General features: G+C 41.8%; 17 protein-coding genes. 10 read left to right on the top strand and 7 right to left on the bottom strand.

Annotated elements, in window-relative coordinates; translation table 11 throughout:
* Positions 1-174 precede the first annotated feature (174 nt).
* A complete protein-coding gene (locus G3R48_RS09800; RefSeq protein WP_153662833.1) occupies positions 175-1,641 on the top strand; it encodes an HDOD domain-containing protein in 1,467 nt (488 codons plus the stop codon).
* Positions 1,642-1,721: 80 nt separating this feature from the next.
* Here the strand turns inward: G3R48_RS09800 and G3R48_RS09795 are convergent, their stop codons facing one another.
* The 3 genes from G3R48_RS09795 to G3R48_RS09785 all read right to left on the bottom strand — a co-directional run bounded on the left by G3R48_RS09795 (position 1,722) and on the right by G3R48_RS09785 (position 4,115).
* The gene (locus G3R48_RS09795) at positions 1,722-2,399 is read right to left on the bottom strand and encodes a nuclear transport factor 2 family protein (RefSeq protein ID WP_153662831.1); all 678 of its coding nucleotides are present in this window, start codon (positions 2,397-2,399) and stop codon (positions 1,722-1,724) included.
* Positions 2,400-2,899: 500 nt separating this feature from the next.
* Positions 2,900-3,415 (bottom strand): ribbon-helix-helix domain-containing protein, encoded by a 516-nt coding sequence (locus tag G3R48_RS09790; protein ID WP_153662829.1) that lies wholly within the window; start codon positions 3,413-3,415, stop codon positions 2,900-2,902.
* On the bottom strand, positions 3,375-4,115 hold the full coding sequence (locus tag G3R48_RS09785; RefSeq protein WP_153662827.1) for a division plane positioning ATPase MipZ: 741 nt from the start codon (positions 4,113-4,115) through the stop codon (positions 3,375-3,377). Before G3R48_RS09785 ends, G3R48_RS09790 begins: the two co-directional genes overlap by 41 nt.
* 343 nt (positions 4,116-4,458) lie before the next feature.
* Between G3R48_RS09785 and G3R48_RS09780 the strand changes: the two genes are divergently transcribed.
* Positions 4,459-4,671, top strand: coding sequence for a DUF3820 family protein (locus G3R48_RS09780; protein ID WP_153662825.1), 213 nt, complete (start codon positions 4,459-4,461; stop codon positions 4,669-4,671).
* Between the two features lie 82 nt (positions 4,672-4,753).
* Here G3R48_RS09780 and G3R48_RS09775 read toward each other — a convergent pair whose 3' ends face one another.
* The 4 genes from G3R48_RS09775 to G3R48_RS09760 form a co-directional block, all read right to left on the bottom strand.
* Complete coding sequence (locus tag G3R48_RS09775) at positions 4,754-5,383, bottom strand: GNAT family N-acetyltransferase (protein WP_153662823.1); 630 nt, start codon at positions 5,381-5,383, stop codon at positions 4,754-4,756.
* A 39-nt stretch (positions 5,384-5,422) separates the two neighbouring features.
* On the bottom strand, positions 5,423-5,725 hold the full coding sequence (locus G3R48_RS09770) for an NrfJ (RefSeq protein WP_153662821.1): 303 nt from the start codon (positions 5,723-5,725) through the stop codon (positions 5,423-5,425).
* Between the two features lie 158 nt (positions 5,726-5,883).
* The gene (locus tag G3R48_RS09765; RefSeq protein ID WP_153662819.1) at positions 5,884-7,692 is read right to left on the bottom strand and encodes a bifunctional metallophosphatase/5'-nucleotidase; all 1,809 of its coding nucleotides are present in this window, start codon (positions 7,690-7,692) and stop codon (positions 5,884-5,886) included.
* Between the two features lie 55 nt (positions 7,693-7,747).
* Positions 7,748-8,836 carry a CNNM domain-containing protein gene (locus G3R48_RS09760; protein ID WP_153662817.1) on the bottom strand — a complete coding sequence of 363 codons (1,089 nt, stop codon included), beginning with the start codon at positions 8,834-8,836 and terminating at the stop codon, positions 7,748-7,750.
* Between the two features lie 245 nt (positions 8,837-9,081).
* On the opposite strand from G3R48_RS09760, the gene rlmN reads away from it, so the two are divergent.
* The 8 genes from rlmN to der all read left to right on the top strand — a co-directional run bounded on the left by rlmN (position 9,082) and on the right by der (position 17,960).
* Entirely contained in the window at positions 9,082-10,203 is a 1,122-nt protein-coding gene (rlmN, locus tag G3R48_RS09755) for a dual-specificity RNA methyltransferase RlmN (protein ID WP_153662815.1), read from the top strand.
* Positions 10,204-10,234: 31 nt separating this feature from the next.
* A complete protein-coding gene (pilW, locus tag G3R48_RS09750) occupies positions 10,235-11,020 on the top strand; it encodes a type IV pilus biogenesis/stability protein PilW (protein ID WP_153662813.1) in 786 nt (261 codons plus the stop codon).
* Positions 11,020-11,943, top strand: coding sequence for a RodZ domain-containing protein (locus tag G3R48_RS09745; protein WP_153662811.1), 924 nt, complete (start codon positions 11,020-11,022; stop codon positions 11,941-11,943). The genes pilW and G3R48_RS09745 overlap by 1 nt, the downstream gene beginning before the upstream one ends.
* A 180-nt stretch (positions 11,944-12,123) precedes the next feature.
* Positions 12,124-13,239, top strand: a complete 1,116-nt coding sequence (gene ispG / locus G3R48_RS09740) for a flavodoxin-dependent (E)-4-hydroxy-3-methylbut-2-enyl-diphosphate synthase (RefSeq protein WP_153662809.1) — start codon at positions 12,124-12,126, stop codon at positions 13,237-13,239.
* Positions 13,240-13,304: 65 nt separating this feature from the next.
* Positions 13,305-14,579: a histidine--tRNA ligase gene (gene hisS / locus G3R48_RS09735; RefSeq protein WP_212593304.1), complete on the top strand. Its 1,275-nt coding sequence runs from the start codon at positions 13,305-13,307 to the stop codon at positions 14,577-14,579.
* Positions 14,580-14,594: 15 nt separating this feature from the next.
* Positions 14,595-15,215 carry a YfgM family protein gene (locus tag G3R48_RS09730; RefSeq protein ID WP_212593303.1) on the top strand — a complete coding sequence of 207 codons (621 nt, stop codon included), beginning with the start codon at positions 14,595-14,597 and terminating at the stop codon, positions 15,213-15,215.
* A gap of 10 nt (positions 15,216-15,225) precedes the next feature.
* Entirely contained in the window at positions 15,226-16,413 is a 1,188-nt protein-coding gene (bamB, locus tag G3R48_RS09725; protein ID WP_153662807.1) for an outer membrane protein assembly factor BamB, read from the top strand.
* Positions 16,414-16,493: 80 nt separating this feature from the next.
* The gene (gene der, locus G3R48_RS09720; RefSeq protein WP_153662805.1) at positions 16,494-17,960 is read left to right on the top strand and encodes a ribosome biogenesis GTPase Der; all 1,467 of its coding nucleotides are present in this window, start codon (positions 16,494-16,496) and stop codon (positions 17,958-17,960) included.
* Positions 17,961-17,995: the final 35 nt, after the last annotated feature.

The raw sequence follows: 17,995 nt of genomic DNA, 5'->3' as shown, positions 1-17,995 counted from the left end.
TCAAAACTATGCGCTAGCTGTAGTTGGTTTTATTGGTCTGGATCTTTCCTACCCGTAAGGTTTACAACCACTTTGTTTGTGTTGCGGCTCGTTTGAGCCGTTTTTTTTATTTCTGAAAATTCAAATCGATATATAATTAAATCACGATGGCCACCAATGCGATGAGAGAGCAATTTGAAGTCGTTAACCAAACAACAAAAAGGAATCGATTATTGGACCAAACGGGTCAGTAGCCGAGAAATTCCTGCGTTATGCTCCACGGTCAAAGACCTTGAAAAGTTAGCTAAAGATGATGTGTCATCACTGGCTAAACTTGGGCGCAGTGTCATGCACGATAATGCCCTGACTTCACGCATTTTACGGGTGGCCAATAGCGCTATTTATAATAAAGGTAATAGCAAGGTATCGACGGTCAGTCGGGCGGCGGTCGTGTTAGGTTTTGATAGTATTCGTAATATTTGTATTACAGCTAAAATGTTATCAAGCTTATTAGCAAGCAAGAACTTGTCGCAAAGTGTGTATCAACGCTTGCTTAAATTAATGGCGCAATCTTTTCAAGCTGCTATGTTGGCAAGAATGATGCTAAGTGATCATGATGATGGCTTAAAAGAAGAGGCATTTATTGCTTCGCTGCTTTACCGAATCGGTGAGGTCGCTTTTTGGAGCGTGGGGGATGCACATTCAGACAAGCTTGATAAATTGTTAGATGAAGTTGACGAAACTGCCGTGTACGCCACGATAAAATCAGAGCTTGGTATTTCATTTAATCAATTATCTCAAGGCGTGGCTCGTAGTTGGGGGTTAGGTGAGCTTTTAGTTAAATCATTAACTACACCCAGTGAGCGTACCCCTGAAATTCGCAGTATTTACTTAGCTGATCAATTAGCAGAACTCGTGTCTGGCGACAATATTGATAAAGACAAACTCAGTCTATTTATTGCTCAAGCTGCTGAAAACCTAGATATATCAACTGAATCATTTACTGCGAAGTTCATTGAATGTAATAAACAAACTCAAAAACTAGCAGAGGCTTATGGTGCCAATGAAATGCTAGCATTTATACCTGACGCCAAAGACGCTATTGACCGTATTAGCCATAACGAGCACCCCCTTAGTACACACAATCCACCAAACTTAACGTTGCAACTGACTAAAATACGCCAATTGACCAATACCATTGTCAACAAAACTGATTTTAATGAAGTAATGAAAGTGGCGTTAGAAGGCATGCTAAAAGGCGTAGGTGTCGATCGTTGTGGCGTGCTGTTATTATCGCGCGATCATCTTTTTTTGCAGCCAAGAGTTGTATTAGGAGAGGGAAAAGAAGCCTTAAAACAACAATTACATATACGTTTAGATAACCCATCTTCTGCTTTTACCCAGTGTGTACGGGTAAAGCAACCGATGAACATTAACGTGAGCAATATTGAAAGCGTGCTCAATCATGTTGGTGATAACGTTGCTGAACAATTATCAACTTATGGGTTTATGATTGCCCCGTTAGTGGTGGATAATAAGATTCTAGGGATATTCTACGCTGACCGTTACTTTGCAAAACAAGAGTTCGACTTGGTCGATTTTGAGAGTTTTTGCCACTTAGCCCAGTTAGCAAACTTAGGTTTTACCACGTCAATGCACTAATGGCTGTTGATAAAGTGATATGGTGGCGATGGTTTACATGGCGCGCACGAACAAAACTGTCATGCGCGTTTGACGGGGCGTTATTGCTTAATTAGCGTTGTAATACGCTTGGCTTTGTCATTTGGGATAGGGAAACTTAAATGATATTGCAACACCTTCCAGCCTGCTTGAGTTTTAACTAACGCACCTGTGCCGCGACTTAATCCATATGAGGGGCTATAAAGCTGCTCATCAAATACCACGGTGTTATCGACTTTAATCAGTTTTCTTGATTTTAAATCATAACGCCAGCCTTGGGTTTGTTCGGCAAACTTACGAAAACTGACCATGTCCCAACGTTCAGTGGCATCGGTGCCAAGAAATACTGCTTTAGGGTGGAACAGTGAAAAATAACGTTGCCAATTGGCCGTTGTTGCACTTTCATGTAGTTGATTTAATAGAGAATTTATTTGTTGAGTCTCTTTCTCATTACTCATAGCAGGATCAAGATGATGCTCGTTGTCGCTGATATTGGTGATGACTGACTGGGTTTTATTGCTAACCAGTTCGCTTTCAGTTTTTACTGCATTATCAATCGTTAAAGATGAATTAATGCGTTTAGTAATTTGTGCATCGGTTTGTGTCGGCTGTGTTTGGCTATTAGCATTTTTGAGCGCTTGCGGTAATTGCTCTGGCTCATTAGCAAAGCAATCAAATGCACTTACCGTAGTGACCAGCATGGCAATAACGCCTAATTTATTAATGATATGACTGCTCATGTTGCTTCCTTAATTAATACGAATACAGGGCTGAGTTGTTAAAAACTGCTTACCACATGATATCAACGCGTTGTTGATGACATGGTTTGGAATACTCAAAAGTAGTTTCATCATTAACAACAGCGCTTTTCACTAACTGCCACGCTCTGCAAAACAATAAACTCTTAAATCACAGCAAAGCAGGTCAAAATAACCAAAGCCCTGAGGCCTTCTGATGCAGCAATAGTGAATCATGACGCTATATGCCGTTGGGCGCAATATTGACGTGGTGAGAATTAGCTTGCTACCTCATTTATAGCGACTTTATAGCCACTCGCCAACCATGTAAAAAAATGCAATCAGTTTACCTTTATTACTATATGACATGGGGGAATAAAGTGTGAAATTCAACCTTTAGCAAACAAACTCGAGATTTTGCCATACGATAAATAAAAAAAGCCACTCATTCATATTACTAGGGAATATGAATGAGTGAAAAAGGGGAGAAAGAAAGAGTAGGGTTAATCTATCTCGAATGACGCTTCGATAGCTTCACGTTGAGAAGGGGATAATGAAAAGTGTTGGTCGACTAATTGACGAATTAATTTTGACTTAGACACATTGCTACTTTGACTTAATGCCTTGAGTTGACTGATTGCCATTTCACTTAAGGTGAATGTTGAACGCCTAAATGGTTTACGGGTTGTTGCTGAGGGGGAAAATGGCGCTTTTAATCTTGTCGTTTTAGCCGTCGTTTGAGCGTTGTCAGCAACATTTTTGGGTTTTACGCCAGTCAATGCGGTCATGTCAGCAACACTGACAACCGCCTTTGATTGGCATTGATATTGTGGACGTTGCTGCTTTGATGGATGCCGCGCTATTGAGGTCACATTATCAACTTGAGTTGGCTGTTTTACCCGATGCGTTTTGCCCGCTGCATATAAATTTGCGGTTTCAATAAACTCATCAATCGTCATTTGTTGTTTAAAGTGTCGATTACATGACGAAGCGTTTTTCTTGAGATCGGCTAGCCCCATAGGTTCCTCCCATTTGCGTCATGTGCTGCTCTGGTTGATTAATCAGTTCTTTAGCGCAGGTGACCTCAAATAACTCACAGGCGATTTGGCGCATTTCTTGAGCCGCTTTTCCGCTTGGGTCAATTTCAAAAACTGATCGGCCTGACTCTTCACTGTCATCATAAATATTGCGACTGTAGTTCACCGCGTCAAGTACGTTTATGTCGTAGGTACGACAGACATCTTTTGCTTCGAGAATACGGCTTGCTTGATTAGGTAGACTAGGGCATTGCGTAATCACAAAATTGGCTTTCATTTTGGGATTAATCATCATACAGGTCGCGACAATATCATCCATGTGTACCACGGTTTTTAAGTCTCTGCGTTTGGGTCTTAATGGCATTAATGCGTGAGATGCGACTGACAACGAAGCACGCAAAGCGAGATTGTCTTGGCCACCACAATCAACAATGACATAATCGTAATGTTGTTCAAGGCTAAGTAAGTCATTGCGAATTTTGCCATACAATTGCACGCAGTTTATTGCGGCTAATTCAGGATTATTATTACGCGCTTGGATCCAGTCTGAAGTTGTGCGCTGGGGGTCGCAGTCAACCATGATCACCGAAGCTTGAGCTTCTGTTGTGAGAAATACAGCGATATTTTGAGCTAAACAGCTTTTACCGCTTCCTCCTTTTTCTCCACCCACTAACAAAATCATATTGTTGCCCTCGACAGACCTAAAATAATGAACACAGATTAAAAGCTTGCTTTATATGCGTCAATTGCTTGTATTTTGACGGATCGGGTTAATTTGCAATATTTGTCACAACGCAATTTAATTGACAATAACAACAATAACGCGGGGGAATTGACACATTTGGTAAACGTGAATAGCGTAGATGAAATTACTATATAAATTAATCTGTTACTAAAATGTTGCGTGTTTTTTGTTGTTTATTATTTGCCGCATTATTAATACTGTTGGCTGTTTTAAGAATGTTGAAGTTGAGAAAATATTGTGGTTATAACAAAAAGATATAAATAAATTTTAAGGAAAATGAATGGAACAACAATTATTAGTGGACGCCGTCAATAAAGTGATGCCATTTGGCAAGTATGCCGGACGCAAATTACTGTATTTACCCGAACCTTATTTAGTGTGGTTTCACAGTAAAGGTTTTCCTGAAGGGAAATTAGGTGAGCAATTGGCGCTGATTTATGAAGTGAAACTCAATGGCCTTGAGGCTATGTTAGCGCCGCTAGTAAAGCGCTAATCAATATTAGTTATAGTCATGCTATTGGCATATACCCAATGTCGGTGTGTGATCTGTAAATGTGGCATTTTCGAGAACCCGTTTAACGGTGTAATGCTTTACGCATATAAAACCCATTAAGGGTGACTTGCTGCTTATGTTGGAAGCTTGTTTGGATGATGTCAAAGCCAGCTTTTAAAAATAATGCTTTAGACAAATATGACGCATCGACAGTTAATTGTAAAAAACCTTGTTCTAGCGCCCATTGCTGCGCATACATTAATAACTGAGTTGCAATACCTTGACCAGAAAATTGGGGCGCAACATATAAATGATTAATATAACCTTGTTGGTTAAAGTCGATTGCAAGATTGATAAAACCGCATAGCTGATGTTGTCCATCTAGCGCGACCCATGTGACGCCACTGCGGCCAATTTTCTTTCTACGTGGCAAATGATTAGGCCTTTCGTTGTCATTGAGCATATTTGGGGCTGATTTGTTGCCTGCTTGGATTGTGTTTGGCAGTCGCTGCCCTTTCATTAACAGTGCTTTACTGACATTGTGCCAATATGTTGCTGAGCGTGGCGCAGCGCTCCAAACATTTAATTTTGCTTGCGGATAACGGGGGTGGTTAATTTGCTGCACTGCTTGATGAAACAGTAAGCTGATGGCTTGGGCATGAGTTGGCTGGTAAGCAATGATTGTAAACAAGGTATAAAAAAGGCTAATCAAATGATTAGCCTATTATCGCAATCTTACGCGTATATGCGACTATTTTTTGTTGATGCTGCCAACAAACATAATTTTGTCAAAAGTGCGGTTTAGGCTAGAGCTTTTGAAGTTAGGCATCCACATTTGCTCAGAAACTTCAACAGTGTCACCTTTGGCAACTTTAACTTGAGGGCCTGCAACCCAATAAGTTTTGTCAGATTCTTTTAATTGTACGTAGGTATACCCACCACCATCCATCGTCGCGACAACTTCACCTTTGTGGATTAGGCCTTGTGCCCAAGCTGATGATACACCTAGTGCTAGCGTTGCTACTGCGGCAAGTTTAATTAGTTTTGCTTTCATGGAATGAGTCCTATTTTGTTTTAGCAAATCATTACTATCAATAATTTGTTTTGTCATTAGTGCGGCTAGTTAACTATTCACGCTACATTTATTTTATGAATTGTTCAATTAGCATTTGATTGTTTATTTAATCATGTGATGAGCTATGGGTCTGTGATCTACTGCTTATTTGTAATAGCTGAATCAGTCATTGGCGGTGACCGATGGCTGGTATATTGAACATTGATTGTTAACGCTTGATTAATTTTCTCACCATAATGGCTGACATAGTCCACAAATGCTTCTTGTAAAGTTTGTGATTGTAAGTTTTTTTGCCATTGTGCATGTAATAGAGCGTCGTAACCTTCTTTACCTGATGCCGTATACGAACTAGATACCCCAATATAATGCGCTTGGGTGTTAAGGGGACGCCATTGCTTATTTTGGTAAACCTCAACGTGATTAACCCGTTTGCCTTTGGGTTGGTGACCGTCATAAGCAAACTTTAATCCATAAGGGTAGGGAAAACTGCCACTACCTGTTCCTGTTACGCCATTATTGGTGGCGGTATTAATCGCCGACTCAATTACTTCTACTAAATACTGGCCTTTAATTTTATATAACGTTAATGGAAGTTCAAAAGGCAATATTCTCCCAAGCACATCAGCCAAGGACAGCCGACCTTTGTTAAGGTCTTGTCGTACGCCGCCTGCGTTGTGCAGGGCAAAATCAATACTGGGATCTATTTTTCTTGCGGCTTTATACATGCTTCTACTTACCCACGGTGCTAACTCGCTGCCATGTGGGTAATCTTTGCTGGGTAAACGGGTATGGACAAAGTCTCTTGGAATATAGGTTAATGTATTGTTTTCTAGCGCATCTAATGCAGGGCGGTACTGCGTTTTAATGATTTGGGTTATCTCGGTGTTTTCTTGCTCGCCAAGATTATTGGGGTGTGCTTCAAGCATCGATGCAATTGCGCGGCTAGCTTGTTGTCGCGTGATGGCAGGCTTATTGGTTAATGAGCGGTCAGTTTGAGCGTTAGCCGAACTCTCGCTCACAGTGATGTCAGCTGACAGCATAAAGTGGTTACTGCCATTAAAGCTGATTGCCTTTCCTTTGCTGTCAAATTCTATATCAACAAGGCCAAGAGTTTCTGCGTATTTACCCGCATGGACAATTGGTGTGTGGTTTACTTGCTCGCCATAAGGCATGTTGCTGAGCCCTAAATCGGTAAAGTCACCTTGTAAAGTATGTGAATGCCCGCCGACAATTAAACTAATGCCATCAACCGCTGCGGCTAATTCTCGGTCTTGGTCCACCCCTAAATGACTCAAGACAATAATATGATGAATGCCTTGTTTTTTTAATTGCGCCACAGTACGTTTGGTTGTGTCGATAGCATGAATAAAATGCGTATCGGGATCTGGGCGGGCGATTAGTTTCATTTGATCTAAAGTAATACCGACAATTGCTAATGTGGTATTAAAGAAAGGTTTAAGTAGCGTGTTAGCCGTGGCAGTTTGGGTGTTGTAGTCCAATAACATCGGATGGCCGCTTAAACGCCCAGATTTAAGCGGATCTTCATGTGACAAATCCATATTGCCTGCTAAAAGTGGAAAATCAATACGATTTAGAAAGGCTTTTACAGGCAAATTACCCGCGTCGATTTCATGATTACCAAGCACCATCGCATCGGGTTTTAGTAGGTTTAATAAGTGGGCATTTGCTCTGCCTTGAAACTCTCTAAAATATAACGTGCCTTGGAAGCTGTCACCGCCATGTAATAACAAGAATTCTTGATTTGCAGCTTTAGCTTGCGCACGCGCTTTTTCAATATGAAATGCTAATCTAGCATAACCACCTGAATGAGTTACAACTCTATAGTTTTGTCGCCCCTGGTTGACAGTAAACTGAACCCGACTAGGTTCAAAATTGGAGTGAGTGTCGTTGATATGCGCAAGTCGTAATGGGTAAGTTTGAGCCATAGTGTTGTCCTAGAAGGCTAGAAAGCACCATTGGTTAACTATGGTGCTTGAGATATTACTTTGACTGATGGCTTGATACTGGGCTGGTAAATTCGCCGTCATCAGCGGAAAGTACGATACCTTTATTTTTCATTCGGCGTTGCCATTGTTCTCTGGCAAGTTGTTGCATGTCGATGGCAGGATCGTTTTGGTCAACAATCTCTAATCCGAGTAATGACTCAACGATATCTTCAATGGTTATGATGCCCTCATAAGAACCGTACTCATCGACAATGATAGCCATCTTTGCTTTACGTTGCGTCATTAATTGAAATAATGGCAACACTTTAGCGGTTTCTGGGATCACTAATAAGGTCTTTTTATGCACGCCAATAGACTCGTGTGGGGTGCGTGCTGCGTTGGCAATAATGTCGTTTTTGTTAACGTATCCGACGATGTTGTCTCGGTCATCCTCAAATACAGGTAAACGCGTAAATGGCACGCAATGGTGCTGGGTTAAAAATGATTGGTGGCTGGTGTTTGCAGACAATTTATACATTACGGTTCTGGGGGTCATAATGGCTTTTACTGGCATATCTTTAACCGATAACATTTGCGTTAAAATACCTGATTCTTGCTCATCTAACTCACCCGATTTACGGCCAATGTCTGCCATTGCGCTCATTTCTTGACGAATATATTGGCCTTCGTCTCCTTTGCCCATTAGTTGAGTCACTTGTTGTGACATCCAAATTAAGGGGGCCGTGATTCGCGCTAACCATTTTAAAATAAGCGACACACTCGGTGCTAAACGACGCCAGTAATTGGCACCTAATGTCTTAGGGATGATTTCTGAAAAGAATAAAATTAAGAAGGTAAGTACACCAGAAAACACCCCCAGCATATCGTCACCAAAGACTTTAGCCGCTTGTGCTCCCGCAATCGCTGCGCCAACAGTATGAGCGATGGTGTTAAGTGTTAAAATTGATACTAAGGGGGCCTCAACATTGGCTTTTTGTTTTTCTAGTCGTTTAGCTGCTGCTGGGTCAGATGAAGCTAAAGAGGCGATATAACTGGGCGTAACAGAGAGTAAAACCGCTTCAAAAATGCTGCACAAAAATGAAATACCAATAGCGGCACTCACTATAATGATAAGTGTTATCATACGGGGTTGATTATTTCTTGTAGTGGCGCGTTAACATTAACGCTCAAGAATTTTAGCATAGTCTTTATTAAATCCTATCGGTTAATGTATTTTTCCATGTACAGCACATATTGCATCATATGCAATAATTAACTTAAATCCCTGCGTTTATGGGTTTGAGCATCACAGTAGTACTGGCTAATAAATAACAACATCTGTATAATTCGCCGCCCTGTAGCAGGCTTTGGTGTTTGAGGTTAAGCAAAATGAGTGAAAAGAAAATCAATTTATTAGATCTGGATCGTAAGGCGCTACGCGCGTTGTTTACCGAATTAGGTGAAAAACCATTTCGTGCCGACCAGTTAATGAAGTGGATTTATCACTTTGGTGTCAGTGACTTCGAAGAAATGAATAACATCAACAAAAAGTTGCGTGCAAAATTGGCCGCACGCTGTGAAATTGTTGCACCAGATATTGCCAGTTTTCAAAAATCGACTGATGGCACCATTAAGTTTGCTATTAATGTTGGCCAAGGCCAAGAAGTTGAAACAGTATATATTCCAGAAGAAGACAGAGCCACGTTGTGTGTATCATCACAAGTTGGCTGTGCACTTGAATGTACTTTCTGTTCAACCGGTCAACAAGGCTTTAACCGTAACTTAACGGTAGGTGAAATTGTTGGCCAAGTTTGGCGCGTATCGCACTTTTTAGGTTTTCAAAAAGACACTGGTGAGCGTCCAATCACAAACGTTGTGATGATGGGCATGGGTGAACCACTACTTAATTTGAATAACTTAATTCCCGCACTTGATATCATGCTAGATGATTTTGGTTTTAGCTTATCAAAACGTCGTGTAACGCTATCAACCTCAGGTGTTGTTCCTGCGCTTGATAAATTTGGTGATGCGTTAGATGTTGCTCTAGCGGTAAGTATTCATGCGCCAAATGACACATTGCGTGACGAACTTGTGCCGGTGAATAAAAAGTACCCACTACAAGATTTCTTAGCATCAATTCGCCGCTACCTTGAAAAGTCTAACGCCAATCGCGGCAGAGTGACGGTTGAATATGTGATGCTTGATCATATTAATGACAGCACCGACCAAGCGCATGAATTGGCCAAACTCATGAAAGAAACACCATGTAAGATTAACTTAATTCCATTTAACCCTTATCCTGGTTCGCCTTATGGACGTTCATCCAATTCGCGTATTGATCGCTTCTCAAAGGTATTAATGGAATACGGATTAACGGTTATTGTTCGTAAAACCCGTGGTGATGACATTGACGCTGCCTGTGGTCAACTTGCTGGGGATATTCGTGACCGAACTAAGCGTTTAGCAAAAAAACAAATGCAACAGTCTCAGATTTCAGTCACAATGGATTAACTCATTGTTTGTATGAAAAATAGGTTAGTAAATGAAGTTCGGATTGTCTCAAATAACGGTATTATCTCTTTTGTCAGTAACACTTTCTGGGTGTGTGACAGAGCGTACTTATAGTGGTACGGATGTTCCTGTTGTCGAGCGCACCATTGATACTAACGCAGCAGCAAGAGAAAGAATGCAGTTAGGTTTAAAGTACTTAAGCCGTGGTAATGCCGAACAAGCAAAATATAATCTTGATAAAGCAGTTGATTATGCGCCGCAATTAAGCGAAGTTTATGTCGCGCTAGCTTATTTTTATCAAACGGTTGGTGACGTAACGCGCACTGAACAGGCGTATGAAAAAGCCATCAACCGTCGAGATGCAAGTGGTGATGCTCGTAACAATTACGGCGTGTTTTTATGCCAACAAGGCAAGTTTGACCGTTCTGAAAAAATGCTACTTGCCGCCATTGATACGCCTAAGTACACGCGCACAGCGTCAAGTTATGAAAATTTAGGGGTCTGTAGTCGTAAAGCCGGTGATAATGCTAAAGCGCGTAACTACTTTACGATGGCCTTGAAGTATGACCCAAGAAGAAAAACCAGTTTACATGATTTAATTGAGTTGGCCATGGAAGATGCCGACTATAGCAGTGCTCAGCAACACCTAATTCGATACCACAATATATTGGGTGAAACCGCTGAGAGTTTAGCTTTAGGGATAAAGATTGAGCGGGAATTAAATGACACTGAAGCGATGAAACGCTTTGGTATTTTATTAATTGCGAAATTTCCAAAATCGCAACAAGCGAAAGAATATAGAGCTAACATGCAATAATGAATAACGACGAACGATTAGAAAAAGATCAAGAGCAAACCCAATTGCTCGACGACATTGCAACCGCGGGCGCGATATTAAAAGTTGCCCGTGAGCAAAAAGGCATGAGCATTGATGCTGCTGCTATTGCCTTGCATTTACGTCCACAAATATTAAAAGATATTGAAAATGATTATTTTGACGATATAAGCTCAACGACGTATGTGCGGGGCTATATTCGTAATTATGCTAAATTAACCGATGCCAATATCACAGCAATTATGAGCTGTTTAGACCAACAATTACCTGAGTCTACACCGCCAAATATGCAAAGTTTTTCCCGCAAAACATCCCGCCAAGCAAGAGACAGCCGTTTAAAGATCATCACCTACCTTATTGGTTTTGGGTTAGTTGCGTTGTTTATATTGTGGTGGGTGCAGAAATCACAACAACTTACGGATGTCGATTTATCGCAGCCAAGTGTCGAAGAACTCGCCGCTGAGCATTCTTTAATTGGTCAGTCGGTTGAACAAGGATTAATTAAGCAATCGTTAACAGAGCAATTGCAACCGGCCAATACTGCTGATTCAGATAAAACAGTGATTAATGAGCCACAATCTGAGCGGTTAACTGAGCAACATATCACTGACACGCAGGTTAATGCTGTGGATGTCACCTCAACACAGGCGCAAATTGTCAGCCGCGCAAATGTTGAATTTCGCTTAAGTGGTGATTGCTGGATAAATGTGACTGATGCCAATGGTAAGGTGATTATTGATGGTGTGAAAACATCTGGGCGGGTTGTTAAAGCCCACGGCGTGAGTCCACTTAAAGTCATCATTGGTGCACCACAATATGTGGCGTTAAACTTTAATGACGAAGCGGTCGATTTATCGGGTTTCTCAATTGGCAAAGTAGCCAAATTAACCCTGCCGCAAACCTAGTTTACGCTACATAAAGCTTTGTTATAAACATTGCTGAATTTCAATTCTTTAGGCAGCAAGCAACATTTAGGGTTGTTTAAGGTTGAAAGCGCAGCTTATACACCTGCTTAACATGAGTTGTTATAATCACCAAATAGATTGAAACGCACTACTGTCGTAATCAAATTAGAGCAAATTTGCATGTATAACGAATCTCCTATTATTCGCCGTCCTTCTAGTCGCATATATGTTGGTAATGTTCCCATTGGTGATGGCGCACCGATTGCTGTGCAATCGATGACAAACACCAAAACTACTGACGTTGAAGCTACTGTCGCTCAAATTCGTGCGCTTGAAAAAGTGGGCGCTGATATTGTCAGAGTGTCAGTACCAACAATGGATGCAGCAGAAGCGTTTAAATTAATTAAACAAGCCGTTGATGTGCCGCTGGTTGCTGACATTCATTTTGATTACCGTATCGCCCTTAAAGTGGCGGAATATGGGGTAGATTGTTTACGCATTAATCCTGGCAACATTGGTAACGAAGAACGCATTCGCAATGTGGTTGATTGTGCTAAAGACAAAAATATCCCAATTCGAATCGGGGTCAATGGTGGCTCGCTTGAAAAAGAGTTAATGGACAAATACAAAGAGCCGACACCGCAAGCGTTGCTTGAGTCGGCTATGCGTCATGTTGATATTCTCGACAGACTTAACTTTGACCAATTTAAAGTCAGTGTTAAAGCATCTGACGTGTTCCTTGCCGTTGAGTCTTACCGTTTACTGGCTAAGCAAATTCAACAACCGCTGCACCTTGGTATTACTGAAGCCGGTGGTATGCGCTCTGGCTCGGTTAAATCGGCTGTGGGTTTAGGTATGTTATTAGCTGAAGGGATTGGAGATACATTACGTATCTCATTAGCGGCGGATCCGGTTGAAGAAATTAAAGTCGGTTTTGATATTTTAAAGTCCTTACGCATTCGCAGTCGAGGTATTAACTTCATTGCTTGCCCATCATGTTCTCGTCAAGAGTTTGATGTAATCAATACAGTTAATGAACTAGAGCGCCGCTTAGAAGATGTCACCACCGCAATGGATGTCTCAATTATTGGTTGCGTGGTAAACGGCCCAGGTGAAGCGTTGATTTCAGATATCGGGTTAACTGGTGGTAATAATAAAAGCGGCTATTACGACGGTGGTGTGCGCCAAAAAGAGCGCTTTGACAACAACAATATTGTTGATGCCTTAGAAACCAAAATTCGCGCTAAAGTCAGCATGATGGCAAACCGAATCGAAATAAACGACACAACAAAATAACCTTTGTGCTTGTAGTTAGTATGAAGTATTTAGATAACTATTAAACGTAAATAAACGAGTTAAACGTGGCTAAACAAATTCAAGCAATCCGCGGAATGAACGACATTCTGCCTTCTCAAAGTCCAATCTGGCAAAAAGTAGAAGCGGTTATCCGCTCATCTGTTAGCGCTTATGGCTACAGTGAAATACGTACCCCTATTGTTGAAAGCACCGACCTATTTAAACGCTCAATTGGTGAAGTGACTGACATCGTCGAAAAGGAAATGTATACCTTTGCCGATCGTAATGATGACAGCCTAACGTTACGTCCTGAAGGCACAGCCTCAACAGTACGAGCGGGTAACGAGCATGGTTTGCTATATAACCAAGAGCAACGTCTTTGGTATACAGGGCCAATGTTTCGCCATGAACGCCCGCAAAAAGGTCGTTACCGCCAGTTTTATCAATTTGGTGTTGAAGTTTACGGTATTGCATCCGCGCAGATTGATGCTGAAGTCTTGATGTTGTCAGCGCGTCTATGGGATGAGCTTGGTATTAACGATCACGTTGAGCTTGAACTTAATACCTTAGGTGACCCAGCTGAACGTGCCGCCTACCGTGATGCGCTTATTGCCTTTTTAGAACAACACACCGATGTGTTAGATGAAGAAAGCAAACGTAGAATGTACACCAATCCACTGCGCGTACTTGATACCAAAGTGCCAGAAATTCAAGCGGTATTAGTTGATGCTCCTGAGTTGATGGACTATTTAGGTGACGAATCAAAAACACATTTTTCAACTTTATGTGAACTCTTAGATGCTGTTGGCATCCAATACAAGATTAACCCGCGTTTAGTACGTGGTTTAGATTACTATAACCGCACGGTATTTGAATGGGTGACAACCAGTTTAGGTTCTCAAGGTACTGTTCTTGCCGGTGGTCGCTATGATGGTTTAGTGGGGCAACTTGGTGGTAAAGAGACCCCAGCAGTTGGCTTTGCAATGGGCCTTGAGCGTATTGTATTACTTCTTGAAGCATTAAATTTAAATGATGATGTTGCATCTGCAGTTGATGTTTATGTCACTGCAATGGGTGATCAATGTATTGTTGAAGCGATAAAAATAGCGCAAGAGTTGCGTCAAGCGCTGCCAAGCCTTAAAGTCATGTCTCACTGTGGTGGCGGCAACTTTAAAAAGCAAATGAAACGCGCTGATAAAAGCGGCGCCAAGTTTGCGCTAATCATTGGTGAAAACGAATTAGCAAATAACCAAGTAGCGATTAAACCGCTACGTAATAACAATGAACAACTATTAGTTGCTCGTGAAACTTTAGCAACCAATATTGCAGAACTGATTTAGAAAGGGGAAGTGCGCGTGGAAATTTATAGCACAGAAGAACAACAAGTAGATGCTATCAAGCAGTTCTGGAAAGATAATGGCACGGCAATTATTGTCGGTGCGGTTGTCGGTTTAGGCGGATTATATGGTTGGAATACCTATTCAGATATGAAACTAAGCGCAGCTGAAAGCGCTTCTGAGCAGTTTCAAGCTATCACTGCTAAAAGCACTCAACCACAAGCTGTCATCGATTCAGTTGAAAAATTTGGGAAAAACCACTCTGAAGCAGGTTATCAGTCATTACTTGATATGATGCTAGCCAAATCAGCGGTTGATGTTGGTGATTACACCAAAGCAGAACAAGCCTTTAAAAAGATTATTGCCTCCAAACCGGGTGCTGGTCTTGAAAGCATTGCAACCATTCGCCTTGCACGTGTACAAGCTGAGCAAGGTAATGTGGGTGTCGCATTGTCTACATTAGATCAAATCACTGACGAAGCATTCATTGCCCAACGTGATGAACTAAAAGGTGACTTTTTAGTACGCCAAGGAAACATTGATAAAGCAAGATTGGCTTACCAGTCTGCAGTTGATCATGGCGGTGTGAGTGTCAGCCCAGCTTTAACCATTAAGCTAGACAATCTAAATAAGGCATAAGGAATCGCCAATGAAGTCGTGGTGTAAAAATTTATTGGCCATTGGCCTAAGCATGTCGCTAATGACGGCTTGTTCTTCAAATGATGTTGAAGATGAGCCTGTAAGCGAACTGACTGATATTCAAGCAACCGTTTTTCCACAAATTAGCTGGGATGAAAGCGTAGGCGATGGTGTCGGTAATTATTATTCGCAATTGCGACCTGCTGTACGCTACGACAAAATTTTTGTTGCTGACCGTTCAGGTATTGTAACTGCCTTTGCTAAAGACAGTGGCGAGCAGCTTTGGAAAGTAGACTTAACGGATGCATTGGAAGACAAGCTTGTCACCAAAACCAAAGGTATTCGTATTGCTGCTGGTTTAACCGCCGCACGTAATAAAGTCTTTGTGGGCGGTGAGTCTGGTTTGTTGGTGGCACTTGATCAAGAAACCGGTGAAGTTTCATGGTCAACATTTACAGACGGGGAATTACTGTCAGCACCAACAGTTGGTGACGATGTCGTGGCCGTTAGTACCAGTAAAGGTGCGTTTGAAGCGTTTAATGTTGATAGCGGCGAAAATGTGTGGACGCATGAAATGCAACTGCCAACCTTAACTTTACGCGGTACAGGTTCTGCAGCATTTGAATCAGGTGGTTTCTTTATTGGTACCGCCGATGGCAAAGTGTCTGTAATTGTGAAGTCAAATGGCCAAGCTGCTTGGGAACAAACCGTATTTAACCCCAAAGGCGGTAATGAGTTTACCCGTATGGCTGATGTTGACATGACACCGCTTATTTCTGGCGATAGTTTGTATGCGGTCAGTTATAATGGAAACTTAGTGTCAATGGAGCTACGTACTGGGCGCGTTAAGTGGACCCGTAAGTATTCAAGCTTTAATGAATTAGCAGAAAGCGGCTTTAATTTGTTTGTGGTTGATGATCACAGTCGAATTTATGCTGTTGATAAACGCAATGGTTTAGAAGTTTGGAATAATACCGAGTTAAAAAACCGCTCATTAACTTCTCCAGCCGTTGTTGGTCCATATATTGTAGTGGGTGACTATGAAGGTTACTTGCACTTTATTTCACGCGAAAACGGTAAGATTGTTGGCCGTATTAAAATAGACAGCGATGGTCTATATTCGCAACCATTAGTGGTTGATGGCAAAATTTATGTTCAAGGGCGCAGCGGTAAAGTTGTTACTGTCACGCTACCTTAAGCAATAAGTTATAATATGCTTTAGAGCCCCTGGAAGCTTTCCGGGGGCTTTTTATTGAATGTTTTATTAGAGGCAAAATCATGATCCCTGTAGTGGCCCTTGTTGGGCGACCCAATGTCGGTAAATCGACTTTATTTAATCGTCTAACACGTACTCGTGACGCATTGGTAGCTGACTTTCCTGGCTTAACCCGTGACCGTAAATACGGCCGCGCGTTCCTTGCTGGATACGAGTTTATTGTTGTTGATACAGGCGGGATTGACGGTACTGAAGAAGGTATCGAAACCAAAATGGCTGAGCAGTCATTGGCCGCTATTGAAGAAGCTGATGTTGTATTGTTTATGACCGATGCGCGCGCAGGTTTAACTGCAGCGGATCAAGCCATTGCACAACATTTGCGTAGTCGCGATAAAGTGACCTTTGTGGTTGCCAATAAAGTTGACGGTATTGACGCAGACTCAGCCTGTGCTGAATTTTGGTCGCTCGGTTTAGGTGAAGTATATCAAATGGCGGCGGCGCAAGGGCGCGGTGTCACCAATATGATTGATTACGCTTTAACGCCATTTGCTGAAGCCATGGGCATTGTTCGTCAAACGGATGAAGACGAAGATACCGAAGTACGTGAGTACACTGAAGAAGAAGCGGAAGCTGAACAAACACGCTTACAAAGTTTGCCGATTAAACTGGCGATTATTGGTAAACCCAACGTAGGTAAATCAACACTAACTAACCGTATTCTTGGTGAAGAGCGGGTAGTGGTTTATGACGAACCTGGCACGACTCGCGACAGTATTTATATTCCAATGGAACGTGAAGGCCGCGAGTATGTATTAATTGATACCGCGGGTGTGCGTCGGCGTGCAAAAGTACACGAAATGGTTGAGAAATACTCGGTCGTTAAAACACTCAAAGCCGTTGAAGACTCAAACGTTGTATTGTTGATCATTGATGCGCGTGAAGGCATTGCCGAACAAGACTTAGGTTTATTAGGTTTTGCTTTGAACGCGGGTCGTGCTTTAGTGATTGCGGTGAACAAATGGGATGGTATTGATCAAGGTGTCAAAGATCGCGTTAAAAGCGAATTAGACCGTCGCCTTGGGTTTATTGATTTTGCCCGTATTCACTTTATTTCTGCATTACATGGCACTGGTGTTGGCCATTTATATGAGTCAATTGAAGAAGCGTATGACAGTGCGACACGCCGTGTAAGTACTTCAATGCTGACGCGTATTATGCAAATGTCGCAAGACGATCATCAACCACCATTGGTTAACGGTCGCCGTGTGAAACTTAAATATGCTCATGCAGGTGGTTACAACCCACCGATTGTGGTTGTACATGGTAATCAGGTTAACAAACTGCCTGACTCGTACAAACGTTATATGATGAACTACTTCCGCCGCTCATTGAATGTGGTTGGTACGCCAATTCAGTTACGCTTCCATGAAGGGGCTAACCCGTTTGATGGTAAAATGCAGAAACTGACGTTAAGCCAAGAGCGTCGTCGTAAACGCGCAGTCAGTCATCTAAAAGATCGCAAAAAATAATTTGTGCTCAATAATAAAAAAGCCTGATTCAGGCT

This window comes from Shewanella intestini, assembly GCF_018221465.1.
GTDB classification, from domain to species: domain Bacteria; phylum Pseudomonadota; class Gammaproteobacteria; order Enterobacterales; family Shewanellaceae; genus Shewanella; species Shewanella intestini.
Note: the sequence above shows the minus strand (reverse complement) of the source record. Positions and strands in the feature narration are given on the sequence as shown.

Coding starts and splice junctions, on each gene's coding strand:
- G3R48_RS09795 (WP_153662831.1), bottom strand. CDS start 2,399: ATGAGCAGTCATATCATTAATAAATTAGGCGTTATTGCCATGCTGGTC.
- G3R48_RS09790 (WP_153662829.1), bottom strand. CDS start 3,415: ATGGGGCTAGCCGATCTCAAGAAAAACGCTTCGTCATGTAATCGACAC.
- G3R48_RS09785 (WP_153662827.1), bottom strand. CDS start 4,115: ATGATTTTGTTAGTGGGTGGAGAAAAAGGAGGAAGCGGTAAAAGCTGT.
- G3R48_RS09780 (WP_153662825.1), top strand. CDS start 4,459: ATGGAACAACAATTATTAGTGGACGCCGTCAATAAAGTGATGCCATTT.
- G3R48_RS09770 (WP_153662821.1), bottom strand. CDS start 5,725: ATGAAAGCAAAACTAATTAAACTTGCCGCAGTAGCAACGCTAGCACTA.
- G3R48_RS09765 (WP_153662819.1), bottom strand. CDS start 7,692: ATGGCTCAAACTTACCCATTACGACTTGCGCATATCAACGACACTCAC.
- G3R48_RS09760 (WP_153662817.1), bottom strand. CDS start 8,836: ATGATAACACTTATCATTATAGTGAGTGCCGCTATTGGTATTTCATTT.
- rlmN (WP_153662815.1), top strand. CDS start 9,082: ATGAGTGAAAAGAAAATCAATTTATTAGATCTGGATCGTAAGGCGCTA.
- pilW (WP_153662813.1), top strand. CDS start 10,235: ATGAAGTTCGGATTGTCTCAAATAACGGTATTATCTCTTTTGTCAGTA.
- G3R48_RS09745 (WP_153662811.1), top strand. CDS start 11,020: ATGAATAACGACGAACGATTAGAAAAAGATCAAGAGCAAACCCAATTG.
- ispG (WP_153662809.1), top strand. CDS start 12,124: ATGTATAACGAATCTCCTATTATTCGCCGTCCTTCTAGTCGCATATAT.
- bamB (WP_153662807.1), top strand. CDS start 15,226: ATGAAGTCGTGGTGTAAAAATTTATTGGCCATTGGCCTAAGCATGTCG.
- der (WP_153662805.1), top strand. CDS start 16,494: ATGATCCCTGTAGTGGCCCTTGTTGGGCGACCCAATGTCGGTAAATCG.